The 19,556-nt window shown below is 71.0% G+C and carries 14 protein-coding genes; 8 read left to right on the top strand and 6 right to left on the bottom strand.

The window, feature by feature from the left end; genetic code table 11:
- The first annotated feature begins 4 nt into the window (after positions 1–4).
- Both secF and recJ read left to right on the top strand, forming a co-directional pair.
- A complete protein-coding gene (gene secF / locus GTY96_RS34450) occupies positions 5–1,168 on the top strand; it encodes a protein translocase subunit SecF (protein ID WP_143908527.1) in 1,164 nt (387 codons plus the stop codon).
- 345 nt (positions 1,169–1,513) lie between these two features.
- A complete protein-coding gene (recJ, locus tag GTY96_RS34455) occupies positions 1,514–3,229 on the top strand; it encodes a single-stranded-DNA-specific exonuclease RecJ (protein ID WP_143908529.1) in 1,716 nt (571 codons plus the stop codon).
- Between the two features lie 43 nt (positions 3,230–3,272).
- On the opposite strand, the gene GTY96_RS38080 is transcribed toward recJ, so the two are convergent.
- The 4 genes from GTY96_RS38080 to GTY96_RS34475 form a co-directional block, all read right to left on the bottom strand.
- Entirely contained in the window at positions 3,273–3,509 is a 237-nt protein-coding gene (locus GTY96_RS38080; protein ID WP_255442942.1) for a YHS domain-containing protein, read from the bottom strand.
- A 192-nt stretch (positions 3,510–3,701) separates the two neighbouring features.
- On the bottom strand, positions 3,702–4,478 hold the full coding sequence (locus GTY96_RS34465) for a hypothetical protein (RefSeq protein WP_143908533.1): 777 nt from the start codon (positions 4,476–4,478) through the stop codon (positions 3,702–3,704).
- Positions 4,479–4,489: 11 nt separating this feature from the next.
- A complete protein-coding gene (locus GTY96_RS34470; protein WP_161666943.1) occupies positions 4,490–5,785 on the bottom strand; it encodes a hypothetical protein in 1,296 nt (431 codons plus the stop codon).
- Between the two features lie 23 nt (positions 5,786–5,808).
- Positions 5,809–6,912: a hypothetical protein gene (locus GTY96_RS34475; RefSeq protein WP_161666944.1), complete on the bottom strand. Its 1,104-nt coding sequence runs from the start codon at positions 6,910–6,912 to the stop codon at positions 5,809–5,811.
- 190 nt (positions 6,913–7,102) lie between these two features.
- Here GTY96_RS34475 and aspS point away from each other — a divergent pair, with 190 nt between their 5' ends.
- The 5 genes from aspS (at position 7,103) to GTY96_RS34500 (ending at position 13,611) form a co-directional block, all read left to right on the top strand.
- Positions 7,103–8,920 carry an aspartate--tRNA ligase gene (aspS, locus tag GTY96_RS34480; RefSeq protein ID WP_143908539.1) on the top strand — a complete coding sequence of 606 codons (1,818 nt, stop codon included), beginning with the start codon at positions 7,103–7,105 and terminating at the stop codon, positions 8,918–8,920.
- A gap of 148 nt (positions 8,921–9,068) precedes the next feature.
- Positions 9,069–10,370, top strand: coding sequence for a carbohydrate porin (locus GTY96_RS34485; protein ID WP_161666945.1), 1,302 nt, complete (start codon positions 9,069–9,071; stop codon positions 10,368–10,370).
- 78 nt (positions 10,371–10,448) lie between these two features.
- The gene (locus GTY96_RS34490) at positions 10,449–11,438 is read left to right on the top strand and encodes a cupin-like domain-containing protein (protein WP_161666946.1); all 990 of its coding nucleotides are present in this window, start codon (positions 10,449–10,451) and stop codon (positions 11,436–11,438) included.
- A gap of 329 nt (positions 11,439–11,767) precedes the next feature.
- Positions 11,768–12,724, top strand: a complete 957-nt coding sequence (locus GTY96_RS34495; RefSeq protein WP_328701101.1) for a cupin-like domain-containing protein — start codon at positions 11,768–11,770, stop codon at positions 12,722–12,724.
- Positions 12,721–13,611 (top strand): hypothetical protein, encoded by an 891-nt coding sequence (locus GTY96_RS34500; RefSeq protein ID WP_161666947.1) that lies wholly within the window; start codon positions 12,721–12,723, stop codon positions 13,609–13,611. Before GTY96_RS34495 ends, GTY96_RS34500 begins: the two co-directional genes overlap by 4 nt.
- A 30-nt stretch (positions 13,612–13,641) precedes the next feature.
- Here GTY96_RS34500 and GTY96_RS34505 read toward each other — a convergent pair whose 3' ends face one another.
- Complete coding sequence (locus tag GTY96_RS34505; RefSeq protein WP_161666948.1) at positions 13,642–16,425, bottom strand: CHAT domain-containing protein; 2,784 nt, start codon at positions 16,423–16,425, stop codon at positions 13,642–13,644.
- A 130-nt stretch (positions 16,426–16,555) separates the two neighbouring features.
- A complete protein-coding gene (locus GTY96_RS34510) occupies positions 16,556–18,232 on the bottom strand; it encodes a M14 family metallopeptidase (protein WP_235686072.1) in 1,677 nt (558 codons plus the stop codon).
- Positions 18,233–18,341: 109 nt separating this feature from the next.
- On the opposite strand from GTY96_RS34510, the gene GTY96_RS34515 reads away from it, so the two are divergent.
- A complete protein-coding gene (locus tag GTY96_RS34515; protein ID WP_161666949.1) occupies positions 18,342–19,406 on the top strand; it encodes a hypothetical protein in 1,065 nt (354 codons plus the stop codon).
- The last annotated feature ends 150 nt before the right edge of the window (positions 19,407–19,556 follow it).

The following is a 19,556-nucleotide window of genomic DNA, read 5'->3' on the forward strand; positions in this document are numbered from 1 at the left end:
CGCCATGCAGATTCTCAAGCACAAGACGAACTTCGACTTCATCGGCAAGCGCAAGCCGGCCCTCTTCATCTCCACCCTGCTGAACCTGGCCATCATCGTGGGCATCGCCGCGGTGGGGTTCAACTTCGGCGTGGACTTCGCCGGCGGCACGGTGGTGGAGCTGAAGTACGACACGCCCACCACCGCGGAGCAGGTGCGCGAGCGCGCGCAGGCCGGCGGCCTGCACGACGTCAGCGTCCAGGGCGTGGGCGCGGCCGAGGAGAACTCCTTCCTCCTGCGCATGGGCGGCGTCACGCAGCTCACCGAGGAGAACGCGGAGCACGCCAAGGCGGCCATCCAGGGCCTGGGCGAGACGCGCAATGTCTACGCCGACATGGCGAACGGCATCGTCAACTTCCGCTCCGTGAAGCCCATGTCCGTGGAGGCCGTGAAGAAGGCGGTCGAGGGCGCGGGCATCGGCGTGCAGGAGGTGCGTGACCTGGGCGCGAACCAGGGCGGCACGGGCTACGACTACCAGGTCGTGGCGAGCGGCATGGCGGACAAGGTGTTCGCCGCGCTGAGCGCCGGTCTGGACAAGCCCAACTTCGAGCAGCGCCGCGTGGACTACGTGGGCCCGCAGGTGGGCAAGCAGCTGCGCAACCGCGGCGTGATGGCGCTCGTGTACTCCATGGTCGCGATCCTCATCTACGTGGCATTCCGGTTCGACTTCAAGTTCGGCCCGGGCGCGCTGCTGGCCATGCTCCACGACGTCATCATGGTGGCGGGCTACTACCTGGTGAGCCGGCGCGAGTTCAACCTCACGTCCATCGCCGCGCTGCTCACCATCGTGGGCTACTCGGTGAACGACACCATCGTCATCTACGACCGCATCCGCGAGGACATGGCCAAGTACAAGGGCAAGCCCCTGCCGGAGGTCATCAACATCGCGGTCAACGACACGCTGGGCCGCACCATCCTCACCTCCGGCGTGACGGCGCTGTCGCTCATCGGTCTGCTCATCTTCGGCGTGGGCGAGATCTTCGACTTCGCCATGGCGATGCTGGTGGGCATCCTCGTGGGCACGTACTCGTCCGTGTACATCGCCAGCCCGGTGGTCATCTGGCTGGACGAGCGCGCGCACTCCCGCGAGGGCCACTCGGGCACCAAGCACGAGGCGAAGGCGGCCTGAAGCCGTCCCGGTTCGTGACGCCTTGAAGTGACGAGGGCCCTCCTCCCATCCGTGGGAGCGAGGGCCCTTCACTTTTTCGCGCGAGGCCGGCGTGCTCGACGCTCGCGCTCCGCGTGAGGGGCGCGCTCCGGTGCGGTGCCGATGCGTGAAGTCCTCGTCGTCGAGGACGCGGGACGTGCCGCGCACGCCGACGGGTGCGGCCTGGGGGCCGGGCACCGCGCACCCGCGGTGCAGGTGGACGGCGGGAAGGCAGCCGAGTGTGTGTCTGAACGGACGTGCAGGAGGGTGGTGTGAGTGGTCGGGTTGGACTGCCTTGGTCGGACGTCTGAGGTACTGTCTTCTTCCATGCGGTGGTTGCTTCCAGACGTCGTCGAGCAGGAGGTGGGTTCGCTTGCGGGTGAGCTGTCGCTGCACCCGTTGGCGGCAAGGGTGTTGCTCCACCGGGGCTACCGCACGCCCGAGGCGGCATCGGCCTTCCTGTCGGACCGGCTGGCGGACCTGCCGGACCCGTTCCGGATGAAGGGCATGGGCCCCGCGGTGGAGCGCGTGCTGCGCGCCGTGCGGCTCAAAGAGAAGGTGACGCTCTACGGGGACTACGACGTGGACGGCGTGTCCTCCACCTCGCTCATGTACCTGTTCCTCAAGGAGCTGGGCGCCACCCCCGCCACGTACATCCCCCACCGGCTGGACGAGGGCTACGGCCTCAACCTGGGCGCGGTGGAGCGCATCGCGCAGGACGGCACGCGCCTGCTGGTGACGCTGGACTGCGGCATCACCTCCGTGGCGGAGATCGCGCGCGCGAAGGAGATGGGCCTGGACGTCGTGGTGGTGGACCACCACACGGTGCCGCCCACGCTGCCGCCCGCCACGGCGGTGCTCAACCCGCATCAGCCCGGCTGCGAGTACCCCACCAAGGTGCTGTGCGCCGCGGGTGTGGCCTTCAACCTCTGCATGGGGCTGCGCAAGCGCCTGCGCGATGACGGCTTCTTCGCCACGCGCAAGGAGCCCAACCTCAAGGCGCTGATGGACCTGGTGGCCCTGGCCACCGTGGCGGACGTGGTGCCGCTCACCGGCGCCAACCGCATCCTCGTGGCGCACGGCCTCCAGGAGCTCTCCCAGGGCCGCCGCCCCGGCATCCGCGCGCTGAAGGAGGTGGCCGGCCTGGAGCCGGATGCCGCCGTCACCGCGGGGCAGGTGGGCTTCCGCCTGGGGCCCCGCATCAACGCGGCGGGCCGCCTGCATGACGCGTCGCTGGGGCTCCAGCTTTTGTGCGCGGACTCCGTGGAGACGGCGCGCTCGCTGGCGCAGGTGCTGGACCGGGCGAACGCGGAGCGCCAGGGCATCGAGAGCAGCATCCTCACGCAGGCGCTGGCGCAGGCGGAGGAGCACCGGGACGCGCGCGGCTTCGTGCTCTACGACGAGGGCTGGCACCCCGGTGTCATCGGCATCGTCGCGTCGCGCGTGGTGGAGCGCTTCCACCGGCCCACGGTGATGGTGGGCGTGAAGGACGGCGTGGGGAAGGGCTCGGCGCGCAGCATCGAGGCGTTCCACCTGTACGACGCGCTCACCGGCTGCGCGGACCTGCTCACGCGCTACGGCGGGCACAAGCACGCCGCCGGCCTCACCGTGGACGCGAAGCAACTGCCCGCCTTCCGTGAAGCCTTCGCGAAGATCGCCCAGCAGCGCCTGACGCCCGAGGACCTGATTCCGCGCTGCCGCGTGGACGCGGTGGTGAATCCCCGCGACCTGGACGCGACGGCGGTGGAGTCCCTCCAGCGGCTGGGGCCCTTCGGCCAGGGCAACCCGGAGCCCGTGCTGGTGCTGCGCGGCCAGACGGCCCGGCCGCGCGTGCTGCCCGCCAAGTCCGGTGTCAGCGGCGCGGGCCACCTCAAGCTCGCCCTGCTGGACGCGCCGGAGCTGGACGCCATCGGCTTCGGCATGGCGGATCGCGTGTCGCTGGTGGAGGGGCCGGTGGACCTGGCCTTCCAGGCCGGCTTCGACACCTTCCGGGGGCAGCGCAAGCTGTCCCTGCGCCTCAAGGACGTGCGTCAGGCCGCCTGATGCATCCCCCTGGGGCTTCTGGAGCCCCGGGGCGATGTCCGCGCTACGCGAGGCCCCAGCGCACCCGGCCGGGCGACATCAACGCCCCGGCCCGCGCCAACTCGTTGAGGCGGAAGCGCTCCGCCTGGCGCTCGAAGGCGGAGCGGCAGCCCTCCGAGCAGAAGAAGTACCGCCGCCGCTTGTACTCCGACGAGGGGTGGCCTTCTGGCGTTTCCAGGTGCCTGCCGCACACGGGATCCCAGTGCTTGCCGCCCTGCCGCTGCTCGTGCTCACCCTTCACGGTCCACCTCCCTCCGGCGCCCTGACTCCCCCAACCCCCGGCGACGTAAGCAGGGGGCATGCCAGGGAAGCGTCTCCTGGCACCGCCAATCCGAGGGAGCAAGGCCAGGGCATGGAGTGAGAAGAAAGTTCAACCCCCGCGTCCGCTCCCCGGCGGGGAAGGGAGCGGGGGCCAAGGTTCATCCGGGGCGTTCTAGAAGCCGACGCCGGCGCTGGCGCCCAGGAAGATGTCGTTGGCGTAGCCTCGGCGCAGCCCCATGGCCTCCAGTCGGAAGGTGAGGTGCAGCGAGCGCGACAGGGCGGGGCGCCCGCGCAGGCCGACGCCGTACTGGATGAGGGGCTTGAGGCCGTTCACCTTGGTCTCGTTCTCACCAATGGTGATGCCGGTGTTCTGGTAGGCGAGGCCGGCGCCTGCCTGCAGGTAGAAGCCGAAGGGCGAGTCCCCGAAGCGGAACAACCAGGCGGGCGCGAGCGTGAAGTAGTGAAGCCGCGTGTCCCCCTTGATGAATTCCGTGCCGTCACTGAGGCTGCCGTAGAGCCAGCGCAGGTCCGCGAAGAGGGCTTCGCGCAGGGTCTCGTTCTCCGTGATGAGCGAGCGGCCGAACTCCCAGGTGGCGCGCACGCCCAGGCCGGGGCGGTTGTCGGAGAAGTCGCCGCGGGCGCTGTCCACCATCAACAGTCCGCCCACCAGCTCCACCGCGACGCCCAGGTTGGGGTCGTCCAGGCGGGCCATGCGATGGAAGCCGTCGTCGTTCTCCCGCTCGGCGGCTTCGCGGAACTCGTCCGTCTCGTCCACCAGCTTGCGGCGTCGGTCGTAGGCGTCGTCGTCGTCCTTCTGGGCCTTCTTGGCGTTGCGGTCCGCCACGTCCTCCGGGTAGGCGTAGGGGTCGTCGTCGTCCGCGCTCTGGGCGAGCGCGGCGGGGGCGAGGAGCAGGCCGCCAGCGAGGCAGGCCTTGAGCCAGGTGTTCAAGGGAGCGGGCCTCACTGGAAGATGTTGGGGCAGGTGGTGCCGCCCGCGGTGCTGGGCGGGCAGAGGTTGTCGCCGATGAGGTCAGCGCGCGGGATCTGCAGGTGATCCATGAACTCGTTGCAGACGGCCTTGCGCAGCTCCAGGTCGGTGATGTGCGAGATGATGGCGCTGGCGGGGACGGCCAGCGTGAACAGCGACTGGTTGCCCAACACGAGCTGGCTGAGCTGATAGATGCCCGGGTTCGAGGGGTCCGTGTCGTAGTACGCGGAGACGATGGCGCGCTGCAGCTGCGCCTCCTGCCCGCTGGAGCGGCCCGCCTGGTAGAGCGCGGTCGCCAGCAGCGTGCCCACCTGGTACTCGCTGCCCTCGCCGGAGAAGGAGCCCACGTCCAGGCCGTAGAGCCTGTTGTACAGCAGCGCGCTCATGCACCGGTTGCCATTGGACAGGTCGCGCGCGTCCGTGACCGCGGAGAACGGGCCGCCGTCGAAGGAGGACGCGAGGAAGCGCGGATCACACCCGCTGGGGCTGCGGCAGGTGGCGCCGTAGGCGTGGTAGTCCGCCAGGCCCTCGTCGAAGGACTTGAGCACGTTGGCGCCCGGGCTGGGGCTCTCCGCCGACCAGGTGGACAGCGACACGGGCAGCGACTGGGTGGCGTACGCCAGCCGGTTGAAGACCAGGTGCGAGTACTCGTGCGCCATCACCGCCGCGTTGAGCGGCAGGGGGGCGCGCTGGATTTGATCGAACGGCAGCACCAGGAAGGACTGGAGCACCGGGTAGAAGATGGCGTTGTCGCGCGCCGGCTCCTTGCTCGACTGCGCCTGGATGAACTCCGGGAAGTAGTAGAGCCTGGGCGTCGGTTCGAACGACGCCACCTTCACGTTGGCGACGGTGCGGAAGTACTCGTTGGCGCGCTCGAGGTTGTAATACGAGGTCACCATGTTCCAGGAGTGGAAGTCCGCCGGCCAGAGGACGTCCTGGCCCGTCGTCGGGTCCTTCTGGCTGATGTAGCTGGCCTTCACGTCGTGGCCGGTCTTCTTGAGCAGCACATCCTCGAGGGTGTCGACCGTGGCGTTCTGGAGCGCGGGGTCGTTCGCGTCGATGACGATGCGAGCGCCACCCTGGAGGTCGCCGACGCTGCCCTTCAGGCCGACGATGTCCTCGATGGTGGTGAGTTCGACCTGAGTGGGGACGTACTGGCCGTTGCTGGAGCGCGCGAGGACGGAGACCCGCACGGGGGCCTCGCTGTCCGGCGCGCAGCCGGCGGCCAGGGTCAGCCCGACGGCGGCGGTGATGACTGTTCGGAGCATGACGCCGTTTTACTCCGGACCGCTCAGAACGTGTATTCCCCTCCGAGTGTCAGGAGTCCGGAGGACTCCGCCGGGCCGTCCTCCGGGACGTCCCGCTGGAGGGCCACGGAGGCCCACATCCGCACCGTTTCCCCCAGGCGCACCGTCCACCGGGTGGCCACCACATGGGCCACGCCCTGGGTGGGGACGTACCGGGTGAAGGCGTAGGACAGCTGGCCGCGCAGCGCGGGGCCCAGCCGCCAGGTGAGGGACGGCTTCACGTCGAAGCGGGCGGGGGCGGAGGGGAAGCCGGTGCCGGCGTTGACTTCCTCCAGGCGCCGGGTCACGGCCGTGCCCAGGTCGCGCAGCTGCCGCCGGCGCAGGCGCGCCAGGAGCTTCCGGGTGGCGACCTTGCTCTCCAGCTGGGCCTCCAGGGTCGCCGTCTCCGCGTCGGTGAACTGGCCCGCGGTGAGCGGGTCCTCGCTGTAGAAGGAGAAGCCCCCGCGCAGGCCCAGCTCCCAGCGGGCGTCCCAGATGAGCCGGCCCCCCAGGGTGGGCCGGGCCGCCCAGAGGATGTCCTCCTGCGCGTACCGCACGCTCCGGGTGTCGCCGGCGATGGTGAGGAGCTGGCGGCGCAGCGGGTAGCGGCTGACGCCCAGGCCCGCGTCCAGGCCGTACTCCCAGGTGGCGAAGCCGGCGGAGTCCCAGGCCGCCCCCAGCTGCAAGGACTGGCTGCTGTAGCCCGTCCGGGCGGTGAGGCCAGGGATGTCGAGCCGGGGGTACTCCGGGGTCAGCTCCGTGTCGGAGCCCTTGCCCAGGCCCACGCTGACGGCGCCAGACACGAGCCAGTGGTCGCCCGCCAGGTGATCCACGCCGACGGAGAGTTGGTGGGTGGCGGCGGTGCCGGACTCCGGCCGCGCCCCGGTGTAGCCGAGCGTGAGGTAGGTCGCCTCGCCCACGCCCACATCCCCCAGCAGGCTCCAGAGGGCATCGCCGTGGCCGGCGCTCGCCTCGAGCGTGAGCGAGCTGTCCGCGCGCTCCGCCCCGGCGGCGGTCCCCGGCCCCCACAATGCCCACAACACGAGCCCGGCGCGGGCGCACGCGGCCATGCCCCCGGACCTGCGACGGATCTCCTGGTCCCCCTGCATGCCCCCATCAACCCGGAAGCCGGCGCAGGGTTGCGGGGATGGGCCGCCTTGCCTGCTCCAATGCCCATCTTCCGAGGAGGATCCAGGGGTGGACGCAGCGGGGCGTGAGCCATGGATTCCTTGACGCGTCGTTTCCACGATCCGCTATGGTGCCCGGCCTTCTCTCCCGAACCAAACGCAGGCGGTCCCCATGGCAGTTCCGTTCATCTCCGAGGTCAAGCGTACCCATACCTGCGGTCAACTCACGGCCGCGAACGTTGGCGAAGAGGTGGTCCTCTTCGGCTGGGTGCACAATCGCCGCGATCACGGCGGCGCGGTGTTCATCGACCTGAGGGATCGCGACGGGCTGACCCAGGTGGTGTTCGAGCCGGACAGCAAGGAGGCCCATGAGACGGCCGGCCACCTGCGCCTGGAGTACTGCGTCGGCATCAAGGGCAAGGTGCTCTCGCGCGGCAAGAACGTGAACCCGAAGATGAAGACGGGGGAGATCGAGGTGAAGGCCTCGGACCTGACCATCTTCAACCGCTCGGAGCCCACGCCGTTCCTCATCGAGGACAACGTGGACACCTCCGAGGAGAAGCGCCTGGCCCACCGCTACCTGGACCTGCGCCGGGGCCCCCTGCAGAAGACGTTGATGACGCGCTCGAAGATGAACGCGCTCACGCGCTCGTACATGGTGGGCAACGGCTTCCTGGAGCTGGAGACGCCCTTCATGGGCAAGTACACGCCGGGCGGCGCGCGCAACTTCCTGGTCCCCAGCCGGCTCAACCCGGGCAAGTTCTACGCGCTGGCGGAGAGCCCGCAGCTCTACAAGCAGCTGTTCATGGTCGCGGGCTTCGACCGGTACTTCCAGATCGTGAAGTGCTTCCGCGACGAGGACCTGCGCCTGGACCGGCAGCCGGAGTTCACGCAGATCGACGTGGAGATGAGCTTCGTCACCCAGGACGACATCTTCACCATCATCGAAGGGCTGCTGAAGAAGCTGTGGGGCGAGGTGCTGGGCCTGGACATCCCGACGCCGTTCCAGCGGATGGACTTCTACGAGTCCATGGCGAAGTACGGCAACGACAAGCCGGACCTGCGCTTCGGGCTGGAGCACGTGGTGCTCACGGACGTCATCCGCGAGCACGGCGCCGCGGGCGGCGTGCCGATGATGTGGGACGCGGTGCAGGAGAAGGGCATCGTCAAGGCGATGGTCGTCCCGGCGGAGAAGGCGCTGTCCCGCGCGGAGAGCGACAAGCTGGAGGACTTCGCGAAGCAGGCGGGCGCCCGCGGTCTGGCGCGCGCGAAGGTGGGCGAGGGCGGTGAGTGGACCCAGTCCCCGCTGTCCAAGACCATCACCCCGGCGCTGCGGCAGGCCATCAACCAGGCGTGCAACGCGAAGACGGGCGACCTCATCCTGTTCCAGTTCGGCAGGGAGTCGCTGGTGCACACGGTGATGGCGAACCTGCGCGTGCACGTGGCGAAGAAGCTGGGCCTCATCCCCGAGTACGGCAGCGGCGGCCAGTGGCGGTTCCTCTGGGTGGTGAACCCGCCGCTCTTCGAGTTCGACGAGGAGACGAACACCTGGGCGGCGGCGCACCACGCCTTCACCCGTCCGCACGACGAGGACGTGCAGTACCTGCTGACGGATCCGGGCCGCGTGAAGTGCCACCGCTACGACGTGGTGCTCAACGGCTTCGAGATCGGCGGCGGCTCCATCCGTCTGCATGATCCGAAGGTGCAGGCGGAGGTCTTCCAGGCGCTGGGCATCCAGGAGGAGGAGGCGCGCACCAAGTTCGGCTTCCTCCTGGACGCGCTCAAGTTCGGCGCGCCTCCGCACGGCGGCATCGCGCTGGGCATGGACCGCCTGGTGATGTTGCTGACGGGCGCGGAGTCCCTGCGCGACGTGATTCCGTTCCCGAAGACGAAGACGGGCACGGACACGATGACGGGCGCCCCTGGCGACGTGGACGAGAAGCAGCTGCGCGACCTGCACGTGCGCACGGTGCCGCTGCCGCAGAAGTAGCGGGGACGGCGGTGCGGCGACGCCGGGTGGAGGACACTCCCGGCGGGCCGCTCCGTCGCGTGCCACACCCCGGCCCCTTCAAGAGGGCGGGGGCCGTGGCCGGTAGGGGACGGATGGCCCCCAGGCCCAGGTGGACATCCTTGCGGCCGTGACCATTGAGGACCCCGAGGCGTGCGAGGGGGAGGTCGCGATGCGGGGACGGTCCTGGGTGGGATGGCTGGCGGCGTGGGTCCTGCTGTGCGCGGGGCCAGGGTTCGCCGCCGACTCCGAGACGAAGATGACTCCGGGCCTCACCGACAGCCTGGGGGGACCGCGGGGGCTGCTCTTCGAGATGGGCATCTCCACCCAGCTCCGCTACGTGACGGAGCTGGCCTACAACGCGCGCGGCGGCAAGGGACACGCCCTGCGGCAGGCGGGCCAGCTCGACGCGCAGCTGGGCCTGGACATGGAGAAGCTGGCGGGCCTCCATGGCGGCACCTTCCAGTTCACCTTCACGTACCGCAACGGCAACAACCTGGGCGCGGACATGGACCTGGGGACGCTCCAGCTGGTGCAGGAGGTGTACGGCCGCGGCAACGTGGGGCGCCTCACGCAGCTCTGGTACGAGCAGCTCTTCTGGGGCGACCGGGTGCACCTGAAGCTGGGCCGCGTCACGATTGGCGAGGACACGGCGGACTTCCCCTGCGACTTCCAGAACTTGAGCTTCTGCGGCGCGCAGCCGGGCAACATCGTGGGCAACTACTGGTTCAACTGGCCGGTGAGCCAGTGGGGCACGCGGCTGCGCGTGGACGTGGCGAAGGTGGCCTACGTGCAGCTGTCCGCGTACGAGATCAACCCGCGCAACCTGGACGAGGCCTTCTACCTGGGGCGCTTCCACGGGGCGACGGGCGTGATGCTGCCCCTGGAGCTGGCGTGGACGCCGAAGTTCAGCGCGGGCCGGCTGGAGGGCACCTACAAGCTGGGCGCCTGGTACGACACGTCCAACGCGCCCGACGTGCTGCTGGACGACGTCGAGCGCGACGGGCGCTATGGCGTGTACTTCGTCGCGCGCCAGCAGCTGACCCACGTGGCGGGCGCGGAGAACAAGGCGCAGGGGCTCAACGTGTTCCTGCGCCTGACGAACACGGACCAGAACACGTCCGCCCAGGACAGCCAGTACACGCTGGGCCTGGGGTACACCGGCATCTTCGGCCGGGCGGATGACGACGTGGGCTTCGCGCTGGGGCGCACGCACTCCAACGGGCGCTACGTGGAGGCCCAGCGGCTGAAGCAGCAGCAGGACCCCACCGTGCTGGTGCCCCGGCCGGAGTACCTGGGCGAGCTGTACTACAGCCTCCACGCGACGCCGTGGCTCGTGCTGCGGCCCAACTTCCAGTTCATCCGCCCCGGCGCCGACGAGACCTCGCGCAACGTCATCGTGCTGGGCCTCAAGGGCGCGCTGAGCCTCTAGGCGGCGCCCTGGCCTTCGGTGCATGTGGGGGAAGCCCCCCCTTTCCGTGCCGCTTCACGGCTGGCCTAGAGTGGCGCGATGGCCCTGTCACCCGCGTGGGATGCGTGGCTGTCGGAGAACCTGCTGCGCGGCGTGGCGGCGGAGGCGCTGGCCCGGACGCTGGTCGCCGGAGGGGTGGCCCCGGAGGAGGCTCGCTCGGAGGTGGCGCGCGCTGGCCGGCACCCGGCGGTGGAGGCCGGGGCCCGGCATGTGGCGCTGAGGGCGGAGGTGGCGTCGCTCCTGGAGGTTCGCTCGGCGCTGCATGCGCAGGCGCGCGCTGGGGTGGAGCGGCGCAGGGGCGTCTCCGCAGGCGAGTTCCAGGCCCGCTACTACCGCGCGCACCGCCCCGTCGTCCTGGAGGACTTCCTGGAGGGCTGGCCGCTCCTGGAGCGCTGGCGGCCGGAGGCGCTGGCGCGTGAGCTGGGCGACGTGGAGGTGGAGGTCATGGCGGGCCGCGACACCCGCGCGGACCACGACCTGTCACCGGATGGGTGCCGCACGGTGATGCGGCTGGCGGACTTCCTCCACCGCCTGGAGCACGGCGGCCCCACCAACGATCTGTACCTCACCGCGCGCAACTTCGCGCTGGAGCGGCCGGAGCTGCGCCGCTTGTTGGACGACGTGCAGCCGGCCCCCGGCTTCCTCCAACCCCAGCCTCCACCCGGAGGCATCAAGCTGTGGGTGGGGCCGGCGGGCACTCGCACGGCGCTGCACCATGACGTGGACTCGGTGCTGTTCTGCCAGGTGCACGGCCGCAAACGCTTCTGGTTGATTCCGTCCTTCGAGACGCCGCGCGTGTACAACCGCGAGCATGTGTGGAGCGCGGTGGATGCGGCCGCGCCTGACCTGGCGCGCTTCCCCGGCTTCGCCACGGCCCACGTGCACGAGGTGGTGCTGGGCCCGGGCGAGATGCTCTTCATCCCCGTGGGCTGGTGGCACCAGGTGCATGCGCTCGACGTGAGCGTGTCGGTGACGTTCCAGTCGCTGGACGTGCCGGGTGGCAACGCGCGGTGGCACACCTCCGGATGAGGTGTGCCCCGGCTGGGCCGATGCTAGCCGTTGATGTTTTCGACTCGCGGCGTTTCAGGAAGGGGCGGCGTGGGCGGCGGCGGCGTGGGCGCGGGCGGCTCGGGGGCCTTCTTCCGGCGCGTCTCGTCTTCGCTAGGGGCTGGCGGGGGGTTCGGGACGATGAGATGTGCGTTCGCAGGAGTGGTCATGGAGTCCGCTCTAGGTGGATGTGGACAACCCAACAGGTCCAGCCCGATTCGAGGGGTCCGGCGATGAATTCCACCATTCCCCCCAGAATGAAAACGTGGCTCGCGGAGAACCTTGTGCGTGGGGTCCCCCATGAGCGGCTGGTGGCTCGGCTGGAAGCGGCGGGCGTGGCTCCGCAGGTCGCCTGGGAAACGGTTCGCTCCGCGGAGGCGCACCCCGCGGTGATGGGCGGACGCGGGCGCGCGGCGCGTCTGGGATTGCTGGAGTCGTTGCTCGCGGCGCGGTCGGGATTGCGACGGCAGGGGGCTGCCGGGGCGCGGGTGGAGCGGCGGTCGCGGCTGTCTCCAGACGCGTTCTTCACGGACTACTACCGGCGCAACCGGCCGGTCGTCATCGAAGGGCTGATGGAGGACTGGCCCGCGCGGAAGCGGTGGACGCCCGCGTGGCTGGCCGAGCACTTCGGTGACGAGACGGTGGAGGTGATGGCGGGGCGGGAGGCGCAGGACCTGCCGGACCTCCACGCGGACCTCCTGCGCCGGGAGGTGCCGCTGCGGAAGTTGCTCGCGGGCTTCGCCGATGCGCCGAGCAACGACATGTATCTGGTGGCGCGCAACAGCCTGCTCCTGCGCGCCGCCTTCCGGCCACTGCTGGAGGACCTGCGCGCGCCCGCGGGTTACATCCAGCCGGAGTTGCACGGGCCGGACCGCGTGCACGTGTGGCTGGGGCCCGCGGGGACGCTGTCCAACCTGCACCACGATCACCTCAACGTCCTCTTCTGCCAGGTGTGGGGGCGCAAGCAGGTGTGGCTCGCGCCGTCGTGGGAGACGCCGTGGATGTCCAACGTGAACGGCTTCTACAGCGCGGTGGACGTGCTGGCGCCGGACACGGAGCGCTTCCCGGACTTCGCCCGCGTGGCGCTGCACACGGTGGAGGTGGGGCCGGGAGACGCGCTCTTCATTCCGGTGGGATGGTGGCATGCGCTGCGGGCCCTGGAGCCGAGCCTGTCCGTGACGTTCGTGAGCTTCGAGCAGACACCTGGCCTCAACACCTGCTGGCGCGAGGGCTGGTTGGGCCCCCTGCCTCCGGAGGAGCACCGATGAAGACGCCGCGCGACGTGCAGGCGGGGCCTTCGCCCCTGACTCCCGAGTGGCGGCGCTGGCTGGTGGAGAACCTGCTGCGCGGCACGCTGCCACGGGAGCTGGTGGCGGCGCTGGAGAAGGCGGGGGTGGGCGCGGAGGACGCGAGGCGCGCGGTGGAGGCGGAGCAGACAGAGCCCTTCGTCGCCGGGGCGCTGCGCGCGGTGGGCATGCAGCGCAAGCTGGAGGGCCTGCTGGATGTGTATTCGGAGCTGTTCCAGCAGACGGAGGGGCCGCCCCGGGTGGAGCGCCACGAGGCGCTGACGCCCGCCGTGTTCTTCGAGCGCTACTACTTCGAGAACCTGCCCGTGGTGCTGCGGCATGACTGGAGTGCTTCGCTCGAGCAGGAGGCGTGGACTCCGGCGCGCGTCGCGGCGTTGTTGGGCGAACGGGCGGCGAAGTACGCGTGCTGCGTCCCCCTGTTCGATGAACCCCGGTGGGAGCCGTTGGTGCGCGGCCTGGCGTCGCCTCGGGGGTATGCAGCGGAGGAGGCTCGGGCGTGCGAGCCGCGCCTGTGGTGGGACCCGCCAGCGGCGGAGGCCCCGCTGCGGGCCGCGCGGCGCAACGTGCTGCTGGCCCAGGTGCATGGGGTGCGGCGGCTCCAGCTCGTCCCGGCGTTCGAGCTGCGGCGCGTGGCTGCTTCCGACGAACCTGGGGATGCGCCCTTGAGCCTGGACGTGCTGCTGTCGCCCGGGGAGCTGCTCCTGCTTCCGGTGGGGTGGTGGTACGGCTTCACCGCGCCAGACGGAGGCGTCGCTGTTTCGTTCGAGGCCTTCGCGCTGCCGGAGCCGAATGTCACGTGGGACGTCGACGCGGAGCCCCAGCCTTCGCCCTTGCCCCCGCGCGACTGAGGGGCGTCTTGGGTAGGAGGGCCCGCGCGGCTACTGGTACAGCAGCACCTTGTCCACCCACCGGATGCCGGGCTGCTTCTGGTGCCAGTCCAGGCGTTCGGCGCGCAGGGCCTGGGCGGGCTCCGTGCCGGCCTGGATGCGCTCGCGCACCGCGCGGAAGAACGCCCCCGCGTCGTTGGGGATGTCCGACGTGGCCGCGAACACGGCGCGGGCCCCCGAGGCGACGAAGGCCTGCGGCAGTGACTTCGTCTGATGCAGGAAGGGCGCGAGGTGGGCCGCGCTACAGGCGCCCAGCACCACCAGCGGCGCGCCATGCAGGTGGCGGCGGCGCAGCTCCTCCGCGGTGAGGCCGTAGCGGCCATCCGGCTGCGGCGACAGCGCGATGACGGTGGCGTCCGACAGCGCGCGGTCCACCACGCCGTGCGCGTGGATGTCGATGTCGGTGGCCTGCTCCATGGCCTCCAGCACGTGCTCGGGCGTGGCCTGCGCGCCCTTGAGTCGCAGCAGCCGCTGCGCTCCCGCCAGGTCCGCCTCCGCCGCCGAAGGCAGTCGCGCCAGCCGCAGCGTCGACGGTGGCTCCACGTCCGACACCACCACGTGCAGCGGCGGCTTCGCGGGGGACGCCGCATGGGTGTCCGTGCCCACGCGGTAGCTCCAGGCGAGGTCCGGCGGGAGGATGCCCGCGCGGCTGTCCAGGGGCGGCGCGGCCAGCACCGCGACGCGCGAGCAGCCGCGCAGCAGCTCCACCAACTCGGCCGGCACCAGCCCCGTCAGGTCATCGCGCAGGGGCTCCGTGCGGGAGGCGTCGTAGTGGCCTTGGAGCTGGCCTTGGGGCCCACGCACGACCGCCACCGTGCGCTCACCCTCCACCGCCGCCGCCAGGACGCAGCCCTCTGGCACGGAGACCTGGAGGCTCTCGGCCACCACGTCCATCGCGTCGCGGAAGGCGCCCACCTGTCCCGCGCTCACCGCGAGCGTCTGGAAGGCCACCGCCCGCGCGTCGCGCGCGTCCGCGTTGGTGCGCAGCAGCGGCTCCGCCTCCGCGATGGTGCGGCGGAGCACCTGCTGGCCCTCGCTCCAGTCGCGGTCCACCGTGAAGCGGCCCAGGATGAGCGTGGCCAGCACGCGCCGCCCCGCGTTCTCCCGCAGCGGCGTCACCCGCGCCAGCTCCGCCTTGAGGCGCGCCTCGTCGGACGGACGGGGATCCAACCGCGCCAGGTCCGCGAGGATCCACGCGCCTTGCAACCCGGGTGTCTGGCCGCAGGCCAGGGCCTCCTCCATCTCCTGCCGGGCCTCCCGCGGACGGAAGCGCATCAGCGCCAGCGAGGCCAGGTTGCGGTGGACCTGGGTTCGCGCGATGCAGTCGTCCGGTTGCCGGGCCAGGGACTCGGCGAGGTAGGCCCGCGCGAGCGCCACCCGCACCTGGAACCGCGTCGCGTTGGCCAACATCACGAGCGCGGTGCCCTCGCGGTCCCACTCCCCCAGCGCGGCGGCCTCCTGCCACGCGGCCCTGGCGGACTCCTCGGCTTCCACCAGCCGGTTCGACGCGGTCGCGCGCTGGCTCAGCCGCACGAGCAGATCCACGCAGCGCAGGTGCAGCTTGCGCGCGCGGCACTCTTCCAGCGCCTCCCGCAACCGGTCTCCGCCCTGGGACTCCTGTCCCGCCAGGTCATCCAGCCGGGCCCCTTCTTGCGCCAGCCGCGAGAGGATCCATGGGTCCCTCTCACCGTGCATCAGCGCGTGCAGCTCCTCCTGGGTGCGCGCCACGCTCGGCGCGCGGAGCAGCGCGCCCAGCAGCAGGTCCCGGGCCGTGCCCTCCTGGCGCAGCCGTTCGACGAGGCCCTCGGGGCTGGGATGCTCCTCCCGCACCAGCTTCGCGTACTCGCGCGCGAGCGGCGCCCGGCGCGTGAAGTCCAGCGCGGCCACGCGCTGCACGGTGTCCTGCAACACGGAGGTGTCCCCGGACGCGTGGTCCAACACCCGCGCGAGCGGCCACAGCTCCTGCACCCGCGAGGGCTCCTCCGCGGTCGCCAGCAGTTCGTAGAAGGACTCGCGAGCCAGCCCCGGGAAGCGGGCCGCGGCCTCCACCGGCAGGGGCGCGGTGGGTGAGCGCGACCGGGCGAGGAACGCGTCGCGCGCGGCCTTCCACGCGGCGGCCCGTGCCCCCAGCCGGGAGCGCAGCGCTCGCGCCTGCTCGCGCGCCTCGTCGCTCCAGCCGGGCTCGCCCTTCGCGGCCACTGCCTCGAAGGTGGTGGCCGCCAGGAGCGTCAGGCCCAGCTCGCGCGCCATCACCGCCCGGTTCCAGCGCGCCTGCGGGTGGTCGGGCATGGCTTCGAGCGTGGCGTCCAGCAGCGTCAGGGCCTCGTCGGGGCGCTCCCGCAGGAGCGCCACGGCGGCCAGGTCGCTGTCCCGGTCCAGCGAGGGCGGCGTGCGCGTCAGGTACGCGAGCGCCTGCTCCGTATCGCCGTGCAGCAGGTAGCTGAGGCCCAGGCCGTGCGTGTCGCCGCGCTCCTCCAGGCGGGACAGCGCGCCCAGGGGCACCGGAGGGGGCACGGCGTCCCGAGCGCGGGGCGGGACATAGGGCCGGTAGGCGTCCGCGGCGGGCCGGCTCAACCGCACCTCCAGGGGGCGCGTGGACGCATCCGACAGCCACAGCGCGGGCAGCTCGGGGCGCGGGTCCCATTGACTCCAGAGGCGCACCGCGGCGAAGCCCAGGGCCACGCACAGCGTCAGGGCCAAGCCGCCCCCCACGCGCGTCATGCCTGTGCGCCCCGGAAGGCGCATGCCTCGGGGCGTGACCAGCCAGCCAGCCATCTGGGGCCTCCCGCGTGCCCCCGCCTGTCCTCCGCGGGTCTTGCAGGCGACAGTCTAGGGCGAATCCCGCCGGGCACGACAGGGCCCGGGGAAAAGCACGCGGAGGCGCCGGAGGCCGGACGGCGGGGACCTACTCCACCTTCAGGGGCGCGCGCGTGGACTCCACGACCCGGTGGATGGGGTACAGCTCGCCCACGGTGAGGCTGTCGTCCAGGAACTGCCAGCGGCAGAGGCCGTCATCCGAATGCGGCTCCAGCAGGTAGGTGATGAGCGTGCCGGTGCGCTGGTCGGTGGGGACCTTGAGGGTGCCCGCGGGGAACTCGCGCTCGGAGCGCTCGGGGGCCACGGTGAGGATGGTCTCGAAGCGCACGGGCTTGGGCTTCTGGCTGAGCGGGACTTCATCCTGCCCCGGCGGCGGCACGTTGGCGGCCACGTCCGGGCTGAAGGTCTGCTCGCGGCGGGCGATGCGGTAGCTGTCCACCTGGAAGCGCTGCGCCTGGGCGAGCTTCTCGAAGCGGATGCCGTGGCCCTCCAGCCGGGAGGCGAGCGACGCGGGCACCAGGTACGCGGACGGCGTGCTCACCGACTGCGTGGGCACGAAGGTGCGGTAGTGCGGCGTCTTGTAGACCTTGCGGCGCTTGCCCGGGTAGCGCCGGCCTTCGATGCTGGCCTCGTCGAAGGAGTGGATGACGGCGGTGTCGTCGCCCAGCACGTAGGCCGGGTAGTCGAACACCAGCGCGCCCTCCGCGTCGCGCTGGGCGACGCCGTAGTTGATGCCCACGAGGTCCTGCACGTCGGGCGTCTTGCCGCGCGCGATGATGGCCGCCTCCTCGAAGTCGGTGGCGGCGCGGTAGGCCTTGGCGTAGCGGGCGGCGTCGCGGATCAGCTCCAGCACCCACGCGCGGATGACGGCGACGCGGCGGGGGAAGTCGATGTAGCTGTACGTCTCCAGCAGCACGTCCAGCCGGCCCAGCAGGCCGCGGTAGTGGCTGCCGAAGCGGGGCAGCGCGGGGTAGGTGTGCCAGCCGGAGCGCGGGTCGCCCTCCTTGCGGAAGTTGCCGTACCAGAAGCTGTCGAAGCCGTGCTTCTTCTTCACCGCGGCGGACACGCGCTCGGCCAGCTCGCGGTTGTAGCCGCGCGAGGTGTGCATCAGGGTCGCGTTGCCGTGGGGGACGTCGAAGGTGAGATCGAAGCCGTGGATGCTGCCGTCCGTGGTGTGGCAGTCCACGAAGAGGTGCGGCCACCACGCCTGATACAGCTTCGCGAGCGCGCGCGTCTCCGGCGCCTCCTGCTTCATGTTGTCGCGGTTGAGGTTCCAGCCCTCGCCGGTGTAGCGCGTGCCCACGCCGCCGGGCGGGTTCACCTGGCCCTCCAGGTTCTTCAGGTCCAACGCGCGGTTGCCCTTGCTGATGCGGTCGTTGCCGTCCGGGTTGAAGTTGGGGACGAACACGAGGCACAGCCGGTCCAAGAGCTTCTTGCCCAGGGAGGTGAGGGTGAGCTCGCGCGCCAGGGCCTGCAGCGCCTCCTTGCCCTCCACCTCACCGGAGTGGATGTTGGCCTCCACCATCACGATGAGCTTCTTCTGCTTGCGCGCCAGCTCCGGCGTGAAGCACTGGCGGTCGCTGAGGATGAGCGACACGAGGGGCTGGCCTTCACCGCTCTGGCCGAAGTCCACGCGCTTGGCGAGCTTCGTCTGGCCGCAGAGCGCGTCGACGAAGGCGACCACGTCGGCGCTGCGGGAGGTTTCCTGATAGTCGGTGGCTTCCGCGCGGGTGCGCAGCTGGGAGATGGGCATAGGTGCGCGCATCCGAGCGCTCCGGCCATGCGTCGTCAAGCGCGCCAAGCGGGGCCACCTTGCCGCACCGTGGCGGTGTCCCATATGAGACCGGACGGAAAGTGTCACTCGAGGGGGCTTCATGATGCGGGCTGGACACCGGCGCGGGCATGTCCTGGGCGCGCTCCTCCTGGGGTGCGCGGTAGGGGTCGCCGGGACGGGGTGCAAGCGGGATGCTCCCGCGGCGAGCACGCCCCTGGATGCGGGCGTGGCGGCCGTGGCCGTACCCGACGCGGGGAGTCAGGACGCGGGCGCGGTCGAGAAGGTGGCGAAACCGTTGCGGTTCTCGGACGTGGCGCTCACGCGCAGCGGCGACGACGTGGCGGTGACGTACACCCTCACCAACCCCGGCACGGCGCAGGGGCGTGGCGACGCGTGCCTGTCCCTGCACGACGAGCACGGGCGGGGCATCGACGCGGTGAAGCTGGGCAGCATCACCGTGAAGGGCGAGACGACCGACACGTTCGAGGACCGGGTGCGGGTGAGCCGGGGATTCTGGACGCAGGCCCGCTCGCTGCTGCTCTACACGACCTCCGCGTACTCCTGCTCTGCGGGGATCCTCAAGCCGACCAGCGAGGTGTCGCGGTTGCTGCCGTCGGGTCAGCCTGCTCCGGCGGGGACGCCGGCCTTCCAGGCGCCGGAGGACGCGACGGCGGCGGACTTCGCGGTGTCCAACATCCGGGTGAGACAGGATTCGGAAGCGGGCGAGTACCTCATCACGTACACGGTGAAGAACCTGACCGCGCGGCGCGTGTCGGGGGCCGGGTGCCTGCGGGCGTACCTCACGGAAGGTGGCCGAGGCGTGGAGGAGGACCGGGTGGGCGACTTCAGCCTCCCTCCGGGAGGTTCGGAGACGATCACCGACTCCATCCTCTTCGACGACGAGCGGCACTGGGATGAGGTCCAGGTGCTGCGGCTCTTCACGGGCCCCTATGGGTGCGCGACCGACGTGAGCGAGGACAACGCCGGCACCGCGTTCAACAAGCCCGCGGACGTCCATGCTCCGCCGTTGAACGAGGACGGGCCGGAACGGGACTCGATCGAGCTCAATGGGATTCCGAGCGAGGAACCCGCGTCGGACGAGGAGGCCCTGGCTCCGACCGAGGACGAACCCGAGGACGAGCCTCAGGACGAGCCCACCTACTGAGGCTTCGCCGCCCAACGCGCCTCGAAGCCGTGGGAAGACATTCCCTTCCGGTGAGGCGCCTCGGGTCAGGGCCTGACGGGCGAGCGGCGCCCCCTGTCTGTCCGGGCGGGGGAGCGGGACTCCGTCTGGATGCGGGCGTGCCTACGTTTG

The sequence above is a fragment of the Corallococcus silvisoli genome (assembly GCF_009909145.1).
In the GTDB taxonomy this organism is placed as follows: Bacteria; Myxococcota; Myxococcia; order Myxococcales; family Myxococcaceae; genus Corallococcus; species Corallococcus silvisoli.

Excerpts from the sequence above, each read along its gene's own strand:
- secF (WP_143908527.1), top strand. The coding sequence starts at position 5 with ATGCAGATTCTCAAGCACAAGACGAACTTCGACTTCATCGGCAAGCGC.
- recJ (WP_143908529.1), top strand. The coding sequence starts at position 1,514 with ATGCGGTGGTTGCTTCCAGACGTCGTCGAGCAGGAGGTGGGTTCGCTT.
- GTY96_RS34475 (WP_161666944.1), bottom strand. The coding sequence starts at position 6,912 with ATGCAGGGGGACCAGGAGATCCGTCGCAGGTCCGGGGGCATGGCCGCG.
- GTY96_RS34510 (WP_235686072.1), bottom strand. The coding sequence starts at position 18,232 with ATGCGCGCACCTATGCCCATCTCCCAGCTGCGCACCCGCGCGGAAGCC.
- GTY96_RS34515 (WP_161666949.1), top strand. The coding sequence starts at position 18,342 with ATGATGCGGGCTGGACACCGGCGCGGGCATGTCCTGGGCGCGCTCCTC.
- aspS (WP_143908539.1), top strand. The coding sequence starts at position 7,103 with ATGGCAGTTCCGTTCATCTCCGAGGTCAAGCGTACCCATACCTGCGGT.
- GTY96_RS34490 (WP_161666946.1), top strand. The coding sequence starts at position 10,449 with ATGGCCCTGTCACCCGCGTGGGATGCGTGGCTGTCGGAGAACCTGCTG.
- GTY96_RS34500 (WP_161666947.1), top strand. The coding sequence starts at position 12,721 with ATGAAGACGCCGCGCGACGTGCAGGCGGGGCCTTCGCCCCTGACTCCC.
- GTY96_RS34505 (WP_161666948.1), bottom strand. The coding sequence starts at position 16,425 with ATGGCTGGCTGGCTGGTCACGCCCCGAGGCATGCGCCTTCCGGGGCGC.
- GTY96_RS34470 (WP_161666943.1), bottom strand. The coding sequence starts at position 5,785 with ATGCTCCGAACAGTCATCACCGCCGCCGTCGGGCTGACCCTGGCCGCC.